At 69.4% G+C, this 16,116-nt stretch carries 10 protein-coding genes; 5 read left to right on the top strand and 5 right to left on the bottom strand.

The features are described 5' to 3' along the window. Positions 1–10: 10 nt before the first annotated feature. Positions 11–1,450 carry a sigma-70 family RNA polymerase sigma factor gene (locus ACQP2O_RS45035; RefSeq protein ID WP_433175503.1) on the bottom strand — a complete coding sequence of 480 codons (1,440 nt, stop codon included), beginning with the start codon at positions 1,448–1,450 and terminating at the stop codon, positions 11–13. Positions 1,451–1,734: 284 nt separating this feature from the next. Here ACQP2O_RS45035 and ACQP2O_RS45030 point away from each other — a divergent pair, with 284 nt between their 5' ends. From ACQP2O_RS45030 to ACQP2O_RS45020, 3 genes are all read left to right on the top strand, one after another. Beyond that, the gene (locus tag ACQP2O_RS45030; RefSeq protein ID WP_433175501.1) at positions 1,735–2,526 is read left to right on the top strand and encodes a CAP domain-containing protein; all 792 of its coding nucleotides are present in this window, start codon (positions 1,735–1,737) and stop codon (positions 2,524–2,526) included. Positions 2,527–2,791: 265 nt separating this feature from the next. Then, positions 2,792–4,732 (top strand): alpha-L-fucosidase, encoded by a 1,941-nt coding sequence (locus tag ACQP2O_RS45025; protein ID WP_433175499.1) that lies wholly within the window; start codon positions 2,792–2,794, stop codon positions 4,730–4,732. Positions 4,733–4,774: 42 nt separating this feature from the next. Then, positions 4,775–6,577, top strand: a complete 1,803-nt coding sequence (locus tag ACQP2O_RS45020) for an alpha-L-fucosidase (protein WP_433175498.1) — start codon at positions 4,775–4,777, stop codon at positions 6,575–6,577. Between the two features lie 97 nt (positions 6,578–6,674). Here ACQP2O_RS45020 and ACQP2O_RS45015 read toward each other — a convergent pair whose 3' ends face one another. Then, the gene (locus ACQP2O_RS45015; RefSeq protein WP_433175496.1) at positions 6,675–8,933 is read right to left on the bottom strand and encodes a M9 family metallopeptidase; all 2,259 of its coding nucleotides are present in this window, start codon (positions 8,931–8,933) and stop codon (positions 6,675–6,677) included. A gap of 204 nt (positions 8,934–9,137) precedes the next feature. Further along, positions 9,138–10,100 carry a LysR family transcriptional regulator gene (locus ACQP2O_RS45010; RefSeq protein ID WP_433175494.1) on the bottom strand — a complete coding sequence of 321 codons (963 nt, stop codon included), beginning with the start codon at positions 10,098–10,100 and terminating at the stop codon, positions 9,138–9,140. A 221-nt stretch (positions 10,101–10,321) separates the two neighbouring features. Between ACQP2O_RS45010 and ACQP2O_RS45005 the strand changes: the two genes are divergently transcribed. After that, on the top strand, positions 10,322–11,278 hold the full coding sequence (locus ACQP2O_RS45005; protein WP_433175492.1) for a LysR family transcriptional regulator: 957 nt from the start codon (positions 10,322–10,324) through the stop codon (positions 11,276–11,278). A gap of 63 nt (positions 11,279–11,341) precedes the next feature. Here ACQP2O_RS45005 and ACQP2O_RS45000 read toward each other — a convergent pair whose 3' ends face one another. Continuing rightward, positions 11,342–13,993, bottom strand: a complete 2,652-nt coding sequence (locus ACQP2O_RS45000) for a hypothetical protein (RefSeq protein WP_433175490.1) — start codon at positions 13,991–13,993, stop codon at positions 11,342–11,344. 287 nt (positions 13,994–14,280) lie between these two features. Between ACQP2O_RS45000 and ACQP2O_RS44995 the strand changes: the two genes are divergently transcribed. Continuing rightward, positions 14,281–15,447 carry a glycosyltransferase family 4 protein gene (locus tag ACQP2O_RS44995; protein WP_433175488.1) on the top strand — a complete coding sequence of 389 codons (1,167 nt, stop codon included), beginning with the start codon at positions 14,281–14,283 and terminating at the stop codon, positions 15,445–15,447. Positions 15,448–15,487: 40 nt separating this feature from the next. Here the strand turns inward: ACQP2O_RS44995 and ACQP2O_RS44990 are convergent, their stop codons facing one another. Continuing rightward, complete coding sequence (locus ACQP2O_RS44990) at positions 15,488–16,075, bottom strand: histidine phosphatase family protein (protein WP_433175487.1); 588 nt, start codon at positions 16,073–16,075, stop codon at positions 15,488–15,490. Between the last annotated feature and the right edge of the window lie 41 nt (positions 16,076–16,116).

Here is a 16,116-nt window from a genome sequence, read left to right as displayed (position 1 = left end):
GCAGGCCGGGTCACTGCGGTGTCGCGAAGTCCTGCGTCCACCAGGGGCCGCCGCGGCCATCGGCCACGCCGACGCCGATGTCCTTGTATCCGCAGTTGAGGATGTTGGCGCGGTGGCCGGGACTGTTCATCCAGCTGTTCATGACGGCCGTTGGGGTCTGCTGGCCGGCGGCGATGTTCTCCGCCCACCCGCTCCATCGATAGCCCGTCGCCGTGATGCGGTCGCCCGGGCTCTTGCCATCCGGGTCGGTGTGGTCGAAGAAGTGGCGGGCGGCCATGTCGTCGGAGTGCCTCTGCGCCGCGGTGTGCAGTCTGCCGTCGACGCGCAGTGGACCGCAGCCGTTCTTGGCCCGCTGCGTGTTCACGAGGCTGACGACCTGCTGTTCGACGCCGCCCGGTGACGCACTGCCGGTAGGCGTGACCGGGCGGTGGGTGCGCGTGACCGAGCCTTCGAGCGTCGTCGCGGAGGCGTACCGGCGTTCCGGAGCGGGCCTCCTGGCCGTGGTGGTCGGCCCTGCCGGCGTCGGCTGATGATCTGGTGAGCGCGGAATCGACCAGATGAAGAACACGGCGATCGCCGCCACAGCCGTCCCCGCGATCGCGGTCCGCGTCCGGCCAGGCCTGGGGCGCCGCATCCGACGGTGTCTCCCGAGGGTGGCGTGCCCCCCGGTATGGAATGGCGTGGAGCCGGTGTGCGGCGGTGGCGGCACCAGGGCCAGGCCGGCGAGCAGCGCTTCGGCGGGCACGAGACCCCTGGCCTGTTCCGAGCAGGTCCGGCAGCTTCGGATGTGCCGCGCGATCCGCTTACGCCACACCGGCGCCGGCCGGCCGTCCCAGTGGGCCGTCAGCTCGGACAGTTCCCGGCACCGCGGGTGCGCGCCCAGTGCACGGACGATGGCGCGTCCGGAGTCGAGCCGTTCCTTCATCCGCTGGATTCGGACGGCGACATGCCTGGCAGAGCAGTCCAGCGCCGCGGCCAACTCCGATCGGGTGAGTCGCCCCGATGCCTCCAGCCACCACAGCGCGAGCAGTTCGCGGTCGTCCGGGTCCAGCCACCGGGTCGCCTCCGCGACCTCCCGGCGCTGCCCGGACAGACCCAGTCGCAGAATGGTCAGCTCGACGAAGTCGGCGGCCGGATCGGGCACGTCGTGTACGGCCTCGAGGTCGACGACGGGCCGCTTCTGGTTCGCCGACCAGCGCCGCCGTACCTCGTTCATGGCGACCGTCACCAGCCAGGAACGGAACCGCGACCGGTCCCGTAGACCGCCGAGCCCGTTCATGACCCGCAGCAGCGTCTCCTGCACCAGGTCGTCGACGTCGGCGTGGCCACCGAGGGCCCGGCCGATGACGTTGTAGACGAGCGGCAGGCACTCAGAAACCAACTGTTCCCGGGCATCGTGGTCACCGGCCTGCGCGGCCGCGACCAGGTCCTCGCTGACCTCCGTGCGCATCCGTCCTCCTCCCGGGCCGATCGGTTCGACCTCGTTCTGGAAGACCCTGCATTCTGGCTTCGATTACAGGAAATCCGCGACCATTTGCGGACATTTGGGTCTGTGGGTGGAGGGACCGCCTTCCGGGGGGACGCCCGGCGCGCCCCATGCATCCGTCCTGCGACTCGACGGCCACCGCGGACGGCTTCTTCGGCAGAGGTCAGGATTTTTCGTTATCCATGGGCGATCGCCGGGTCTTCCATGTGTCGGACCAGACACAGCAGACCCATGAAGGGCGAACCTCGGTGAACCACGAAACGCAGACTTTCTGGGACAAGCCGGACCCGGCGCGTTCGACGACCGTACGACGTCGGCGGCGCCGCCGGCCCATGCGATGGGCGACGATCGGGGTCGCGGGCACGGTCGGGCTCGGCGCCGTCGTCGGCGTCGCGTACGCGGCGACCGGCGGCTCGGGAGGTTCAGGGAAGCAGACCGGGGCCCGGTCGGCAGCCGCCGGCGCGACGACCTCACCGCAGTCCGATCCCGTCCCTGACGCCCCGAAGCCGACGAAGCGCAAGTCCCACAAGAAGACCCACAAGCCGACTCCGCGCAAGTCGCACCCGAAGACCCACAAACCTGCTCCGGCCACGACCCGGCATGTGCCCGCGTCCGCACCGGTGGCCGGTGGGCCGACCGGCAAGGCGGCCCAGTACGCCGCCCAGGTCCTCAGCATCACCAACTCCGAGCGCGCACAGCACGGGTGCGGCCCCCTGACGATCAACGCGAAACTGGCGAGAGCCGCGCAGGGACACTCCGCCGACATGGTCGCCCGTCGCTTCTTCGACCACACCAACCCGGACGGCAAGGGCCCGGGCGAGCGGCTCGCCGCCGTCGGATACGCCTCGAGTGCCTGGGGGGAGAACATCGCCGCCGGTCAGCAGACCCCGGCGGCGGTGATGGACTCGTGGATGCACAGCCCGGGACACCGGGCCAACATCCTCAACTGCGGCTTCCACGCGATCGGCATCGGCGTCGCGTTCGGCTCGAGCACACCGTACGGGACGTACTGGACCCAGGACTTCGGCTCGGACCGCTAGGCGGCCAGGACCGCTTCGCTGGGGCGCGAAACCCACACAAAGATCGGATCACTTGCTCGAGAATCAATCGAATATCAAGCCGTATCTGGGCCACCTCGAATCTGTTCTACCTGAGTAATTCGCAGGTCGAAGGCGGCGGAATTAAGCATGCCAAAATCTCGTCGTAATGGCGTGATGGTGCGCACCGACGAAGACGTCGGATGAATGTGTTGACGACTCCGGTAAAGCGGACGTAACGTGCTCGCAACCCACCCGGGAGTCGACAATGCACGAATCCATCAACCGTCGCAGCGTGCTGACCGGCATGACGGCCATCACGGTCGCCGCAGTCGTCAGGCCGGCCGCGGCGGTCGCGGCCAAGGCCACCCCCGCCGCCCCCGCCGCGCCATTGCCCGTTCTTCCGCTGCGCATTCCCCAGGTCGATCAAGGTCTGGAGCAGCAGCCGGATGACAAGATCGCCTGGCTGCAGGATGCCAAGCTCGGGATGTTCATCCACTGGGGTGTCTACTCCGGCCCCGCCAAGGGCGAGTGGTACATGCACGACGCGGCCGTCACACCGGCGAACTACCAGAGGTTCGTCACCGACGTCACGAGCGAACAGTTCACGGCCGACGCGTACAACCCCGCCGCCTGGGCGCAACTGGCCAAGGACTTCGGGGCCAGGTACACGGTGCTGACCACGCGGCATCATGATGGTTTCGCGCTGTGGCCCGCGGGTCAGCCCAACGCCTTCAACGCGGGCCAGGCGCCGCTGAAGCGTGACTTCGTCAAGGATTACGTGGCGGCGGTGCGCGCCGCGGGCCTGCGGGTCGGCCTGTACTACTCGCCGATCAACTGGCGCTATCCCGGCTACTACGACGTCTACGGCACGAACTGCGCCAAGAACCCGTGGGGATACACCACCGATCCCGCGCACAAGGAGAACGCGCGGGTCATGAAGAACGAGGTGTATGAGTCGATCAAGGAGCTCGTCTCCCAGTACGGGAAGATCGACGACCTGTGGTGGGACGGCGGCTGGCTGGCCGAGCAGGGTAGTGACGCCGACGCCAAGTTCTTCTGGGAGCCCGGTCGGCTCCGGGACACGGGCAACCAGTGGCCGGTGGACACCGGCCACGGCGAGACCGACGCCGGCGGCGAGCCGTTGGGACTGATGGGCATGGTCCGCGAGCACCAGCCCGACATCCTGGCCACCCCGCGTTCGGGCTGGGTGGGCGACTACGCCATCGACGAAGGAGGCTCGGTCCCCTCCGGCGCGATCCGCACCGGCGGGCTGACCGAGAAGGCCTTCACCGTCTGCGGGTCATGGGGCTACAACTCCAGCGCCGCTGTGATGAGTTACAGCGAGGCCATGAACATCCTGGTCAACTGCTGGGTGCGGAACATCACGGCCATTGTGAACGTCGGACCGGACCGGCACGGAACCGTGCCCGCCCCGCAGGCCGACCTGCTCCGCCGGATCGGCACCTTCATGAAGGCGTGCGGCTCGGCCGTCTACTCCACCAGCGGCGGCCCGTGGAACCCCGTCGACGGCGAGTACGGGTTCACCTGCAAGGACAACACGTTCTACATCCACCTGCTGCCCGGCTACAGCGGCACGAGCTTCACCACCCCGCCCGTCGGCGACGCTCGCGTGACCCGCGTCTACGACGTCGCCGCGGGCACCGACCTGCCGTACCAGGTCGGCTCCGACGGCAAGGTAACGATCACGGGCATCAACCGCACCCGCTTCCCCGAGGACGGCGTCGTCGCGGTGACCCTCGACCGCGGCGTGCGGCCCACCGACATCGCGGTGGGGAAGACGGCCACCGCCGACAGTGAGGAGACCTCGCACGGCAACCTGGCCGCCAGGGCCGTCGACGGGGCGACCGCCACCCGCTGGTGCGCGGCCGACGGCGACATCGGTCACTGGCTCAAGGTCGACCTTGGCTCGACAAGGTCACTGACCGGCGCCCGGATCGCCTGGGAGTTCGACAAGACCAACTACCGGTACCGCGTCGAAGGCTCCACCAACGGCACCACCTGGACGACGCTCGCCGACCTGACCGGCACGTCCAACACCGGCCAGGTGCAGACCGTCACCTTCACCGCGCAGGCCCGGTACGTCCGCGTCACCGTCACCGGCCTTCCTTCCGGTGCCTGGGCCTCCATCCGCAACCTCGAGATCTACGACCGGCCCTTCACCACCAGCCTGGCCATCCCCGCCTGACCGCGGTCAGACGACGTCGCGCCACAGAATCAGGAGAGATCGATGTCCGTGACCCATCTCAGGGGTATCGCCCTATCCGGTGTCCTGCTCGCCGCATGTCTGGCCGCCACGCCGAGTACGGCGTCCGCTGCGGCGCCCGGCCCCGGCACGAACTACGCGTTCGACGATCCGTTCACCTCGCCACGTACGGCGTGGTGGCGGGACGGCAGGTTCGGGATGTTCATCCACTTCGGCGACTACTCCAACTGGGAGGGCGAGTACACCAGGCCCGACGGCACCGTCTGCCGGGACGCCGAGTGGATCAAGCGCAACTGCGACATCCCGATGGCCGAGTACGAGCAGAAGGCCGCGACGTTCAATCCGAAGGACTTCGACGCCAAGGCCATCGTCGCCGCCGCCAAGAGCGCTGGAATGCGCTACATCGTCATCACGTCCAAGCACCACGACGGGTACGCGATGTGGCCGACCAAGCAGAACACCTGGAACCTGCGCGACCACTCGTCGTTCGACAAGAACCGGGACATCCTCGCCGAACTGAAGAAGGCCGCCGATGCGGCGGGGATCAAGTTGGGCCTGTACTACTCCATCTGGGACTGGCACGACCCGGACTTCGCCAGTGACTTCCCCAAGTACAAGCAGCGGATGTACGGGCAGCTCAAGGAACTGATCGACAACTACCACCCCGCGTTGCTGTGGTTCGACGGCGACTGGAACACCGACAACCCGACGAACAACTGGAGCCCCCGGGACGGCGAGGACCTGGAGTCGTACCTGCACGGCCTGGATCCGAAGCTGATCACCAACAACCGGGTCGGCAAGCGGCGGGTCACCGACGGGGACTATGGCACGCCCGAGCAGACGATCCCCGACGCGCCCGTCGACGGGCAGCCCTGGGAGAGCTGCATGACCATCAACGACCACTGGGGTTACGCGCGCTACGACACCAACTGGAAGTCCGGGCCGACGCTGATCCACAACCTGCTCGCCACCTCCAGCCGCAGCGGCGACTACCTGCTCAACGTCGGCCCGGACAGCCTCGGCCGGGTGCCGGCCGACGCCGTCCAGCGGCTGCAGGCGATCGGGGACTGGTCCGGAACCGCCGGCCAGGGCGCCGCCGTCTACCAGGCGGGCTACCCCGGGGTGGTCGCCGAGCCGAACTGGGGGACGGTCAGCCGTCACGGCAACGACCTGTACGCCTCGGTCTTCCAGTGGCCCGGTGCCGGCAGGCCATTGCACCTGACCGCTACCGCGCCGTTCACCGTGAAGAACGCGCAGGTGCTCGGCAGCGATCAGAAGGTCACCGTGACCAAGGCCGGTGACGGATACGACATCACCCCGTCCGGGAACGCCACCAACGCGTCCGCCACCGTGATCGAACTATCGATCGCTCCCCAGGACCCGGCGGCACCGGGCACCGGGACGGGGCTGAAGGCCGAGATCTTCGACAACGACCAGCTGTCCGGCACCCCCAAGGTCACCCGCACCGACCCGTCGATCAACTACGCCTGGAGGTTCCTCGGTTCCCCGGCCCCGAGCATCCCCAGCGACCACTTCGGCACCCGGTGGACCGGCTTCATCCAGCCGCGATACAGCGAGACCTACCAGTTCACCACCGTCTCCGATGACACCGCACGGGTCTGGATCGACGGCAGGCTCATCATCGACGACACGACCCCGCACGGGCCTCAGGTCGACAAGGGCGGTATCACCCTGCAGGCCGGCCGGAAGTACTCCATCAGGGTCGAGCACACCGAGCAGACCGGCGAGGCGTACATGAAGCTTCTGTGGTCGAGCCCGAACACCCAGCAGCAGATCGTCCCGACGCAGCAGCTCTACACCTCTTAAGCCCGGCTGCCGATGACGATGAGGGGAGGCCTGCGGGGGCCTCCCCTCATCGTCCTTGCGGTGCCTGGCGGTCCCGTTCGGGCATCAGACCGCCGGGTCAGTAGGTCGTGGTGACGGCGACGCCGCTGTACGCGGTGGCCGCGTACAGGCTGATGTAGCGGTATCCGGCCGTGGTGTTGGTGACGGTGATGCTTTCGCTGTCGCCCGGGTTGGTCGACTTGGCGGTGTAGGCGGTGGGGGTCGCCCAGGCGGCGGCGTTGTAGTAGAGGTCGGCGTTGCCGGTGCCGCCGGTGGTGGTGATGTGCAGGGTCACGGTTCCGGCCGGCAGGTAGATGTAGAAGTAGTTCAGTTGGCCGGTGGCCGAGGACTGGTTCGATCGGGTGCAGTTCTGGCTCATGGCGCGGGTGTCGGTGGAGGGGCAGCCGCCCGGCGGGTTGGTGCCGCCGGCGATCGTGCCCAGCCAGGTGTCGAAGTCGGCGTCGTAGCGGGTGCCGATGCCGGTGTTGTAGACGGCGTAGCCGCCGTCGTAGTCGCCGGTCCGGAAGTGGGCCAGCATGGTGTAGATGTCGGCGGGGTGCTTTTCGAACATGTACCGGACCGCGAGGTAGCCCCACGGGTAGGTGCGCGTGGTGTCACCGTAGGTGGTCTGCCATAGGGTGCTCAGCCGGTAGGTGTGCTTGGCGGCCTCGGCGACCGCCTCGGTGTCGGTCATGCCGCGGTAGCTGTACGAGACGTACTCGGCCTGACCTTCGATCCACCAGATGTCGGGATGCACGATCTGCTGCTCGAAGGTGCCCTTCATGTCGTAGATGGACTGGAGGAGGTGCGTGTATTCGTGGTTGAGGTTCCAGACCCGGGCCACGAAGCCGTCGTCACCGGGCTTCTGGTACATGACGGAGACCGGCTTGTTGTTCGGGTCGGTGATGTTCCCGGTCAGTGTCTCGCCGCCGTTGTCGGTGCTGTTGCCGAAGATCGCCCAGGAGTAGGTCGCATAGTCGGCCTTGGTGGCGAACACTGCGAGCCGGACATTGGTCTCGTACTGGCCGGGGATCGGGCCGTTGTCCCTGACCAGGCCGTGGTAGTAGGGGTCTTGGTTGCGCAGGCTCGTGCAGACGGCGGCCATGTCGGCGGCCGACAGCGCCTGCGCCAGGATGGTGCGCGAGATGGTCTGCGAAGCGCAGGTGTAGGTGTGCGGAAGCGACGCGGCGGTGAGTTGGGCGGTCAGGTCGCAGACGCCGTAGTACGAGCACTGCCCCGGGTCGAAGGAGTTGGACTGGTAGGCGACGTGGACCCACAGCGAGGCGGTCGGGCCGGTGATCGCGGAGAGGCCGAGCAGGCTCTTGGCCAGCGGCCGTACCTTGGCCTGAAGCGCGGGGTGCTCGACGAGACGGGCCAGGTCGTTGCCGGCGTTGGAGTCCAGGACGTCGTTGGGTCCGCCCAGCAGGCTCAGATGGTCGCGGGCGAAGGCGTACAGGGTGTCGATGACGCCGGGGTCGGCGGTGACCGCGGAGACGAAGTCCGGGTTCCAGTTTCCGCGCCACAGCGGGGTGTAGACGCTGTTGAGGGCGTTGTCCATGTTCCCTACGCCGTCCCAGGAACTGTTGTAGGCGTTGAGGATTCGCTTGTAGACGTTGAGGTAGCGGCCCTGCAGGTTGGCGCTGTCGGTGAGGATGACGGCATCACCCAGGACGGTGCCGTTGCCGGAGCTGACGTCCATGGAGCGCGGGCCGGTGAAGAAGGTGTCCAGACCGGCCTGCACCGCCGCCGTCAAGGTCGAGTCATAGGGGCCGACCGCGGAGGCGTTGTTCTCCTGGACGTAGTAGCCGGCCCACAGGAAGTAGATGAGCTCGGCGACACCGGTGGAGTCGTCGCCGGGATAGGTCGTCGAGTAGGTCTGGAAGCCGTTGGCGACGGCGACCATCTGGGCCTGGCGGAACACGTCCCGGGCGTCGGTGCCGGTGAGGGAGAACAGGCTGTCGATGCACTGCTGGGTCGAGGCCCGGACGTACTCGGCGAGCGCGGATCCGCTCCGGCTGCCGAAGTCGGCCGCAGTGCACGACTGCGCGGCGGCCTTCGGCCTCGCCGACGGCAGGCGCTTCTTCACCGAAAGCCTGGCCGGAGGCTGCTGGGCGGCGGTCAGCGGCTTGGCCCGCACATCGTCGCGCTCTGAGGTGGCGCCGACCAGGTCGACCGGCCGCGGTACCGGTGGCGCCGACGACGTACGAGCCACCTCGGTAGCGGTCACGGCGGACGCCCTCGCATGGCCGGTCAGAGCGGCCAGAAGACCGGCGACCAGGGCGATGGTCAGGAACCTGACGACAAGGATTTGGGGAGGCCGGGGGGTTCGGTGGCGCATTCTTGCTCCCTCGGGGGTTTCTGCGCCTCAGGCGGGGGTTGCGAGGCGCTCCACCGAACTTCCCAGGCCGTATCGACAGGTGGAATATGACATGTCATAGGAGAATTCGCGGCAGGTCATAACATTCCGCAGCCCGTCGATGGGTCTACCGTTCTCCGCCGGCGGTTTCCGACGGGACCCCGCGCCGACCGCCGGAGGCCGACCCTAACTCGCACGCAGGCGGCTGGTCCCTGTCGCCCACGCCTGGAAGTGCGGTGAGTCGGTGATGAGGTCGCGGTAGGCGGCGGCCGCGGACTGGTGGACCGTCTCGACCACTTTGTCGCGGACGCCCCTGGCCCGCCAGGCCAGCAGGAAGCGGTGCCACACCGGCGTGCCTGTGAGGGGTTTGATGAGTACGCCGTCGGCGGGCAGGAACGTCGCCTGCACGATCGACACGCCCTCACCGCCCGCGATCATGTTCTGCAGCTGGAGCCGGTCGCCGAGGAACTCGTGCACGGTGACCGGGCTGAATCCGGCGGCCTGGCAGGCCGTGTAGAAGACCCCGGGCCACCCGGCGCCGTCGTCGGGAGTCAGGAACCAGGCGTCATCGGCCAACTCCGTGAGCGAGACCTCCGGCCGATGAGCCAGCCGGTGGTTCGCGGGCAACGCCACGAACGCGGGCTCGGTGATGATGGCGCGGTGCGCGACGGCATCGGAGTGCCGCAACCCGAGCCCTGGATAGTCCACGCCGATGGCGGCATCCAGCTTGTCGCCCTCCAGGAGCTCGACGATCTGTGACGATGCGTAGACGCTCGAGATGGTCAGCGTCAGATCCGGCAGTGCGGCACGGATCCTGGCGACCGTTCCGGGCAGGATCGGAGTGTTGGTCGCCGCGAGTCTCAGGGCCTGACCGGCGGCGAAGACCGTGCCGGCCGAGCGGCGCTCGATGGCGGTCGCGCGCGCGAGCACGTCGCGAGCCCGTGCGACGACCTCCGTGCCGAAGGCCGTCGGCGCCACGCCTGTCTTGCTGCGGGTGAACAGCGGCTCACCGAGGAAACCCTCGATCCGCCCCAGTTGGGTGCTGACCGCCGGCTGAGAGTACCCCAGCAGCGTCGCCGCTCTGCCCAATCCGCCCGTGTCGGCGATCGCACACAGCATCCGCAGGTGACGAAGTTCTAGACGTTCCATCGATACTCCCGGTCGTCCGAAATATCGGAGGCTTCGTCCGTCGAGTGTCCGAAGTGTGAACGCGAGGGGAAGTCGCGCGTCATCAGCCCGTCCATAAATTTGGGTTATGCGTACCGGCTGTACAGCGCGTATCGCGACCGTGCGATCACTGCGAGGGGACGCTGACGGGTTCGGTTCGGCTGAGGGGTGAATCCGGCGGCGCCGAAGCATAATCCTCAGTTATGGAACTTGATATCCGGCATCTCCGCATAATCTGCGCGATCGCGGAGACGGGCAGCCTCACACGGGCCGCCGCCCGGATGGGACTGTCGCAGCCCGCCATGACGAACCAGCTCCACCGGATCGAAGAGCTCCTCGGCGGGGCGCTCTTCGTGCGGACGCGCAGCGGCACGCAGCCGACCCCACTGGGACGCCAGGTCATCTCCCGCGCCCGGATCGTCCTCTCGGAGATGAGCGCCCTGTTCGGCGATCTGCCCGGCCTCGCCGGGCGGTTACGGAGCATCCGGCTCGGCTCCATACACGTGGCCTGCGTCGCCAGCCTCATCCCCAGGGTCGCGCAGGAACTCCCGGAGGTGGAGATGTCCTTGCGCATCGAGCCGTCGTCCGCGCTGCTGACCGATGCGCTCACCCACGATGACCTGGACGCGGCGCTTATCGGCGTCATCGAGGGCTATGGCATTCCGATGGCGGCGCCGATCGCGAACCGCACGCTCGTGCCCAGATACCCGATCTTCGTCGCGCTCTCGGCCGCCCACCCGCTCGCCGAGCGCGCGGAGATCGAGCTGGCCGACCTGAAGGGCGAGTACTGGATCAGCCCTCCGGGCGCCGACGACGGCTCGCTCGCGGCGCTGCGCTCGACCTGCCGAACAGCCGGCTTCGAGCCCAAGGTGCGGTATGACGCGCCGAGCGGCGGGGCGCAGCCGCTGGTCGCGCCGGGGTACGGAGTGCGGCTGGTCGACCCGACCTGGCCCGCCCAGCCCGGCACCGTCGTCCGCCCACTGACCGGCGATCCGCAGGTCGGACGGCTGGTCGTCGCCTGGCGCCGCGACCGGCTGAGTGATGGCACCGCCGCGGCGCTCTACCGGAGCCTGGCCCGGGCGTACACGGACCACGTGAACGACAATCCGATCTTCAAGCGCTGGTGGGAGGCCCACCCGGAGATCCATCCCCTGGTCTGATCCGAGGCGGCGGCAAGCGCGGCCGCCGCTCGAGGTCGCCTTCGATTCGCTCGTTCTGCGCACTCATGCCGTGTCCACCTTCCGGCCGTGGCGCAGGTCGATGACGTGGGTGAGGCCGCCGACGGTGATGGTCATCTCGGTGTCGCCCTCGCGGACGCGGCAGAGCGGGTTGTCGAGGTGGTACGCGGGGGCGACGCGCCCGTCGGCGTCGAGGTCGGCGGCCCGGCCGTCGACGGTGAACGGGCCGGTCCGGTCGAGGGCGAGGACGTGGCCGTGCCGGGTCCGGTAGGTCACGGCGTCGCTCGCCCACTCGGGCGCGCCGAGGGCGGCGGCGAAGTCGCCGAACGTCCCGTCGACGGCGCGCCGGCCGACCGTGCAGATCCAGGCGTGGCCGGGGCCGACCGGGCGGAGTTCGGCGTTCGCGTCCGGGCCGGTCGCGGTGATCCGTACGCCGCCCTCGGTGGCGAGGGCGACGTAGCCGTCGCCGCGGCGGGCCGCGATCCAGTCGCCGGTCTGCGCCCACTCGTCGACGTGCGCGAGCGGGAACCACGCGTGGGTGAAGCCCATCGTGTCGCCCGGGGGGATGCGGTACAGCGCCAGCACGGTGTCGCGGTGCTGACGCGCGCGGGGCAGGATGCGGTTGCCGGTCCAAGCGCCGGGCCGGGCGGAGGAGTGCACGGCGGCGTTGGCCGGGTGGGTGACGAAGACCTGCGTCTCCGGGCCGAGGGTGGCGCCCCAGATGTGCTCTTGCAAGCCGGGCAGGCCGGAGCGGTAGTCCTCGACGCACGACAGCATCGCCTCGGGCGTCTTGTAGATGACGCATGACGACTCGTACGGGCGGGACAGCAGGTCGTGGTGGAAGCGGTAGCCCCCGGTGTTGCGCTGGCGGCCGAGCCATTCGTCCGGCAGGGCGAGCCCGGCGGCGCGTACGGCGTCGGGGATCCGGTAGCGGCGGGCCGTGGCCAGCACCGTCGCGGGGAGCACGGCGTCGTTGAGCGCGCCGACGCCCCAGACGACCCACATGATGGGCGCGGTCTCCTCCAGGCGGGAGGAGCGGAGCGTCTGCACGTACGAGCGGCCGTGCGCGGAGCCGTGCACGCCGCGCCAGGAGTTGGCGGCGAGCGCGAACAGGAGTTTGTCGAGCAGTCCGGCGGCCATCTCGGTGAGCGCGGTGTCGGCGCAGAACTCCACGAGCGAGGTCAGCGCGAGCGTGTCGATCGCCAGGTACGCGTTGGAGTCGAACTCGCTGAATCCGCCGGCGAGCTTGCGCGCGATCCACTCGCGGGCGAGCTCCCGGCCGTGCTCCGCGTGCGCGGCCCCGATCCACCCGGTGTTGGCGAACGTCTCGTCGGCGAACGCCTCACCGGCGAGGATCTCCGCGGTGTGCCACACGAGCTGGTGGTTCTCGGTGAAGTAGCACATGGCGTCGAGGCCGGGCTGGTCGATCCAGTACTTGAAGCCGGTCAGCGCCGTACGGACGGTGTCGCGCAGGTCCTGGGGCCAGCGGTCGGCGGGCACGCGGTGCCAGAGGTTCATCAGCCCGACGGCCTCGAAGTCGGCACAGTCGGCCCGGTTGTCGATCATCCAGAGGGCGCGGTCGAGGTTCGCGGCGTTGATGACGGCGGTGGGGTCGAGCTCGGCGCGGGCGAGTTCGGCGGCCGAGACGGGGACACCGGCGGCGCGGGCGAGGAACTCGCCGCGCCGGCGTGAGGGTTCGCCGACCGGTTCGCCGCGGTACTCGCGGGGCAGCACGGCGACGGGCAGTTCGCGGAAGACGGGGGCGCGGTCGTCGTCGAGCGCGACGCGGAGGGTGACCTCGCCGGTCGACGGCATCGAGGCGTTGCCGGCGTCCTGCGCGGTGGTGTCCTCGACGGGCGTTCCTGCCGCGAGGGACAGCCGGGCGGTGCCGTGCTCGTCGAGTCGCAGCCGCGCGGTCCGGCCGTCCCAGCCGACCCGCAGGGCCGCGCCGGGCGAGCCGGTGAGGACGACCTCGTCGGACGCGTCTCCCCAGGTCGGGGTGGCGACCGATTCGAGGACCTGCTCGGCGACGGCGCCGACCCGCTCGTCCGCGCCCGGACTCGGCACGACGACCCGCACGGGAAGGCCGTCGACGCGTAGCCGCAGCACCTGGCGGCATTCGCGGAAGGCGACCTGCCAGGACGCCGCGACGACCGTGGTCGTGCCGGACGGGAGCCGGACCTCGACCTCGTGTTCGGCGGGCTCCATATACGTGACGGTGTCGTCGGCGAACACACAGTCGCCGTCGACGTACAGCAGGGACGGGCCGGTGCAGGCGAGCCGCAGGACACGGCGTTCGGCCTGGTCGACCTCGAGGACGCAGGCGGCGAGGGCGAGGCGGTACTCGGGGGTGAAGCAGAACCGGCTCCAGTCGACGAGGCCGTCGGCGCCGGTGTGGACGCGCCGCCAGCGGTCCTCGTGGATGACGCCGGTCGGCCCGGCGTATGTGACGGGGCCGCCTTCGACGACCTCGGGCCGGTCCTGGTCGCGCCGCAGGGGCCGCCGCTCGTACAGGCGGCGTTTCAGCGGCGCGACGTCGGGTCCGTTGGTGAGCACCCACCGGCCCTCCGGCCCCCAGGGGGAACCGTCGGCGGCGAGCACCTCGTGCAGGTTGTCGGCGGGCTCGCTCCACGCGCCGGCGATGAGCCAGTCGCGTACGGTGCCGCGCTCGTCAAGTGGGTGAACGGTGCGATCCATGTGTCCTCACGTGAGTCCGGCCGCGGCGATGCGAGGGTAAAGACGGGGTAGCGATGGGTCAATAGTTCGTCCCAAATTCGGACACATGCGGACGCGGCGCGGCGAATAGGTCGATCATCCCGGCGAGGCCGTTTACGAACCCAGTAGTACTATCGCGGTCATACTATTTGAATAGTAGTTATTTCTGCTGGTCGTAGCAGTCTGGTAAGCCGCCTCGAAGTGATCGCCATCGTGTAGCGCCGGCGAGGCGGAGGCCCGGCCCCGACACCCCCCTGGAGACGCCGCGCATGAAGATCACGTTTCTTCTCGAGTCCGCCTACGGCATGGGCGGCACGATCCGCGCCACTCTCACCCTCGCCAACCACCTCGCGATGCGTCACGACATCGAGATCATCACCTTGCATCGGCGGCGGGACGACCCGTTCTTTCCGATCGACGACCGCATCAGCGTCCGCACACTGGTCGACCTGCGCAAAGGAGCACGCCCCGGTCGGTTCGCGGCGAGATTGAGCCGGCACAACAGCCGACTGGTGCCTCGCAGCGAGCGGATCTGGTCGGAGGTCACGTTGCGCGGCGACTACCAGATGTGGCGTGCCCTGCGCGGGCTGGACACCGATGTGCTGATCACCACTCGCCCGGCCTTCAACCTGCTGGCCGCCCGCTTCGCCCCGCGCGACGTCGTCGTGGTCGGCCAGGAACACCTGCATCTGGACGCGCACCGCCCGGGCCTGCGGGAGCACATGAGCCGCTGGTACCCACGCCTGGACGCCCTGGTGACCCTCACCGAGGCCGACCGGCGCGCCTACGCCGACTTCCTCGCCGACGCGCCCACACGCCTGCAGGCCATCTCCAACGCGCTGCCCGCGGGCGCCAAACCGACCTCCGGCCTGGACGCCCCGGTGATCGCCGCGGCCGGCCGCATGGCCAAGGTCAAGCACTACGAACGGCTCATCACGGCCTTCGCCAAAGTCAGCACCACCCATCCCGAGTGGACGCTGCGCCTGTACGGGAGCGGACCCGAACTCGGCGAACTGCGCGCCGTCGCCGCGCAGCACGACCTGGGCGACAACATCGCGTTCATGGGCCGGACCAGCGACATCTACAGCGCCTTCGCGGAGGCGTCCGTTCTCGCGCTGTCCTCATCCTTCGAAGGCTTCGGCATGACCATCATCGAGGCCTTCGCCTGCGGCGTCCCGGCCGTCAGCTTCGACTGCCCACAGGGCCCCCGCGAGATCATCACCCACGGCCGCAACGGACTCCTCGTACCGCCCGCCGACACCGACGCGCTGGCCGACGCCCTCGGCGAGCTCATCGACGACCCTGCCAAGCGTCGTGCCATGGGCGCGGCCGCCCACCAGGCCGCCGCCCGCTACGACGTCACCGCCATCGCCGGGCAATGGGAGAACCTGCTCACCGAACTCCTCGCCACCCGCGCAGCCGCACACCGCTCATAGCGTTGAGCGTCGGCGACTCGGGAACTGAGGCGATCGGGCGTCAGCGGCCCGCGGGGGGCGGTGTGAGCGCGTGACCGGTCTCGCGTAGCTGCCAGCGTCCGCCGTGGCGTGTCAGCCAGGTCTGGGACAGGGGGGTCACGTCGAGGCGCCAGAAGCATTCGGGCGGGGCGCCGAGCGTGTGGAGGACGGCGGCGCGGATGACCGCGGGGTGGGCGACGGCCACGACCCTGGTGGCGTCGGTGGGGAGTTCGGTCAGCCACTGCGCGACCCGGGCGATCAGTGCGGACAGCGACTCGCCGTCGTGCGGGGCCGCGTGGGGGTCGGTCAGCCATGCGTACAGGTCGGCGGGGTGGTCCGCCTCCACTTCGGTGAGGGTCCTGCCTCGCCAGGTGCCCGCGTCCAGGTCGGCCAGGGCGGGCGCGGTCGCCGCGTCGAGGCCGAGCGCGGCGGCGGTCTGACGGCAGCGTTCCTCGGGCCCGCGGTAGGCCGCCGTGACACGGCGCACGGTTCCCGCGGCGGCCGTGGCCGCTTCGGCGCCGTGCGCGTCGAGGGGTTCGTCGTCGGGGAAGCGGGCCTCGCGGGTGGCGCGGGTGGCCGCGTGCGCGATGAGCGCGAGCCGAACGGTCATGGGGCGGGTGACCTCCTGCGACGTTGACGGTGCCGAATTCT

Source organism: Actinoallomurus sp. CA-150999 (genome assembly GCF_050942425.1).
Lineage (GTDB): Bacteria > Actinomycetota > Actinomycetes > Streptosporangiales > Streptosporangiaceae > Actinoallomurus.
Note: the sequence above shows the minus strand (reverse complement) of the source record. Positions and strands in the feature narration are given on the sequence as shown.

What these genes read in the sequence shown, in the direction of transcription:
- ACQP2O_RS45010 (WP_433175494.1), bottom strand. Translation starts at nt 10,100, where the DNA reads ATGGAACGTCTAGAACTTCGTCACCTGCGGATGCTGTGTGCGATCGCC.
- ACQP2O_RS45035 (WP_433175503.1), bottom strand. Translation starts at nt 1,450, where the DNA reads ATGCGCACGGAGGTCAGCGAGGACCTGGTCGCGGCCGCGCAGGCCGGT.
- ACQP2O_RS44995 (WP_433175488.1), top strand. Translation starts at nt 14,281, where the DNA reads ATGAAGATCACGTTTCTTCTCGAGTCCGCCTACGGCATGGGCGGCACG.
- ACQP2O_RS45000 (WP_433175490.1), bottom strand. Translation starts at nt 13,993, where the DNA reads ATGGATCGCACCGTTCACCCACTTGACGAGCGCGGCACCGTACGCGAC.
- ACQP2O_RS45020 (WP_433175498.1), top strand. Translation starts at nt 4,775, where the DNA reads ATGTCCGTGACCCATCTCAGGGGTATCGCCCTATCCGGTGTCCTGCTC.
- ACQP2O_RS45015 (WP_433175496.1), bottom strand. Translation starts at nt 8,933, where the DNA reads ATGCGCCACCGAACCCCCCGGCCTCCCCAAATCCTTGTCGTCAGGTTC.
- ACQP2O_RS45005 (WP_433175492.1), top strand. Translation starts at nt 10,322, where the DNA reads ATGGAACTTGATATCCGGCATCTCCGCATAATCTGCGCGATCGCGGAG.
- ACQP2O_RS44990 (WP_433175487.1), bottom strand. Translation starts at nt 16,075, where the DNA reads ATGACCGTTCGGCTCGCGCTCATCGCGCACGCGGCCACCCGCGCCACC.
- ACQP2O_RS45025 (WP_433175499.1), top strand. Translation starts at nt 2,792, where the DNA reads ATGCACGAATCCATCAACCGTCGCAGCGTGCTGACCGGCATGACGGCC.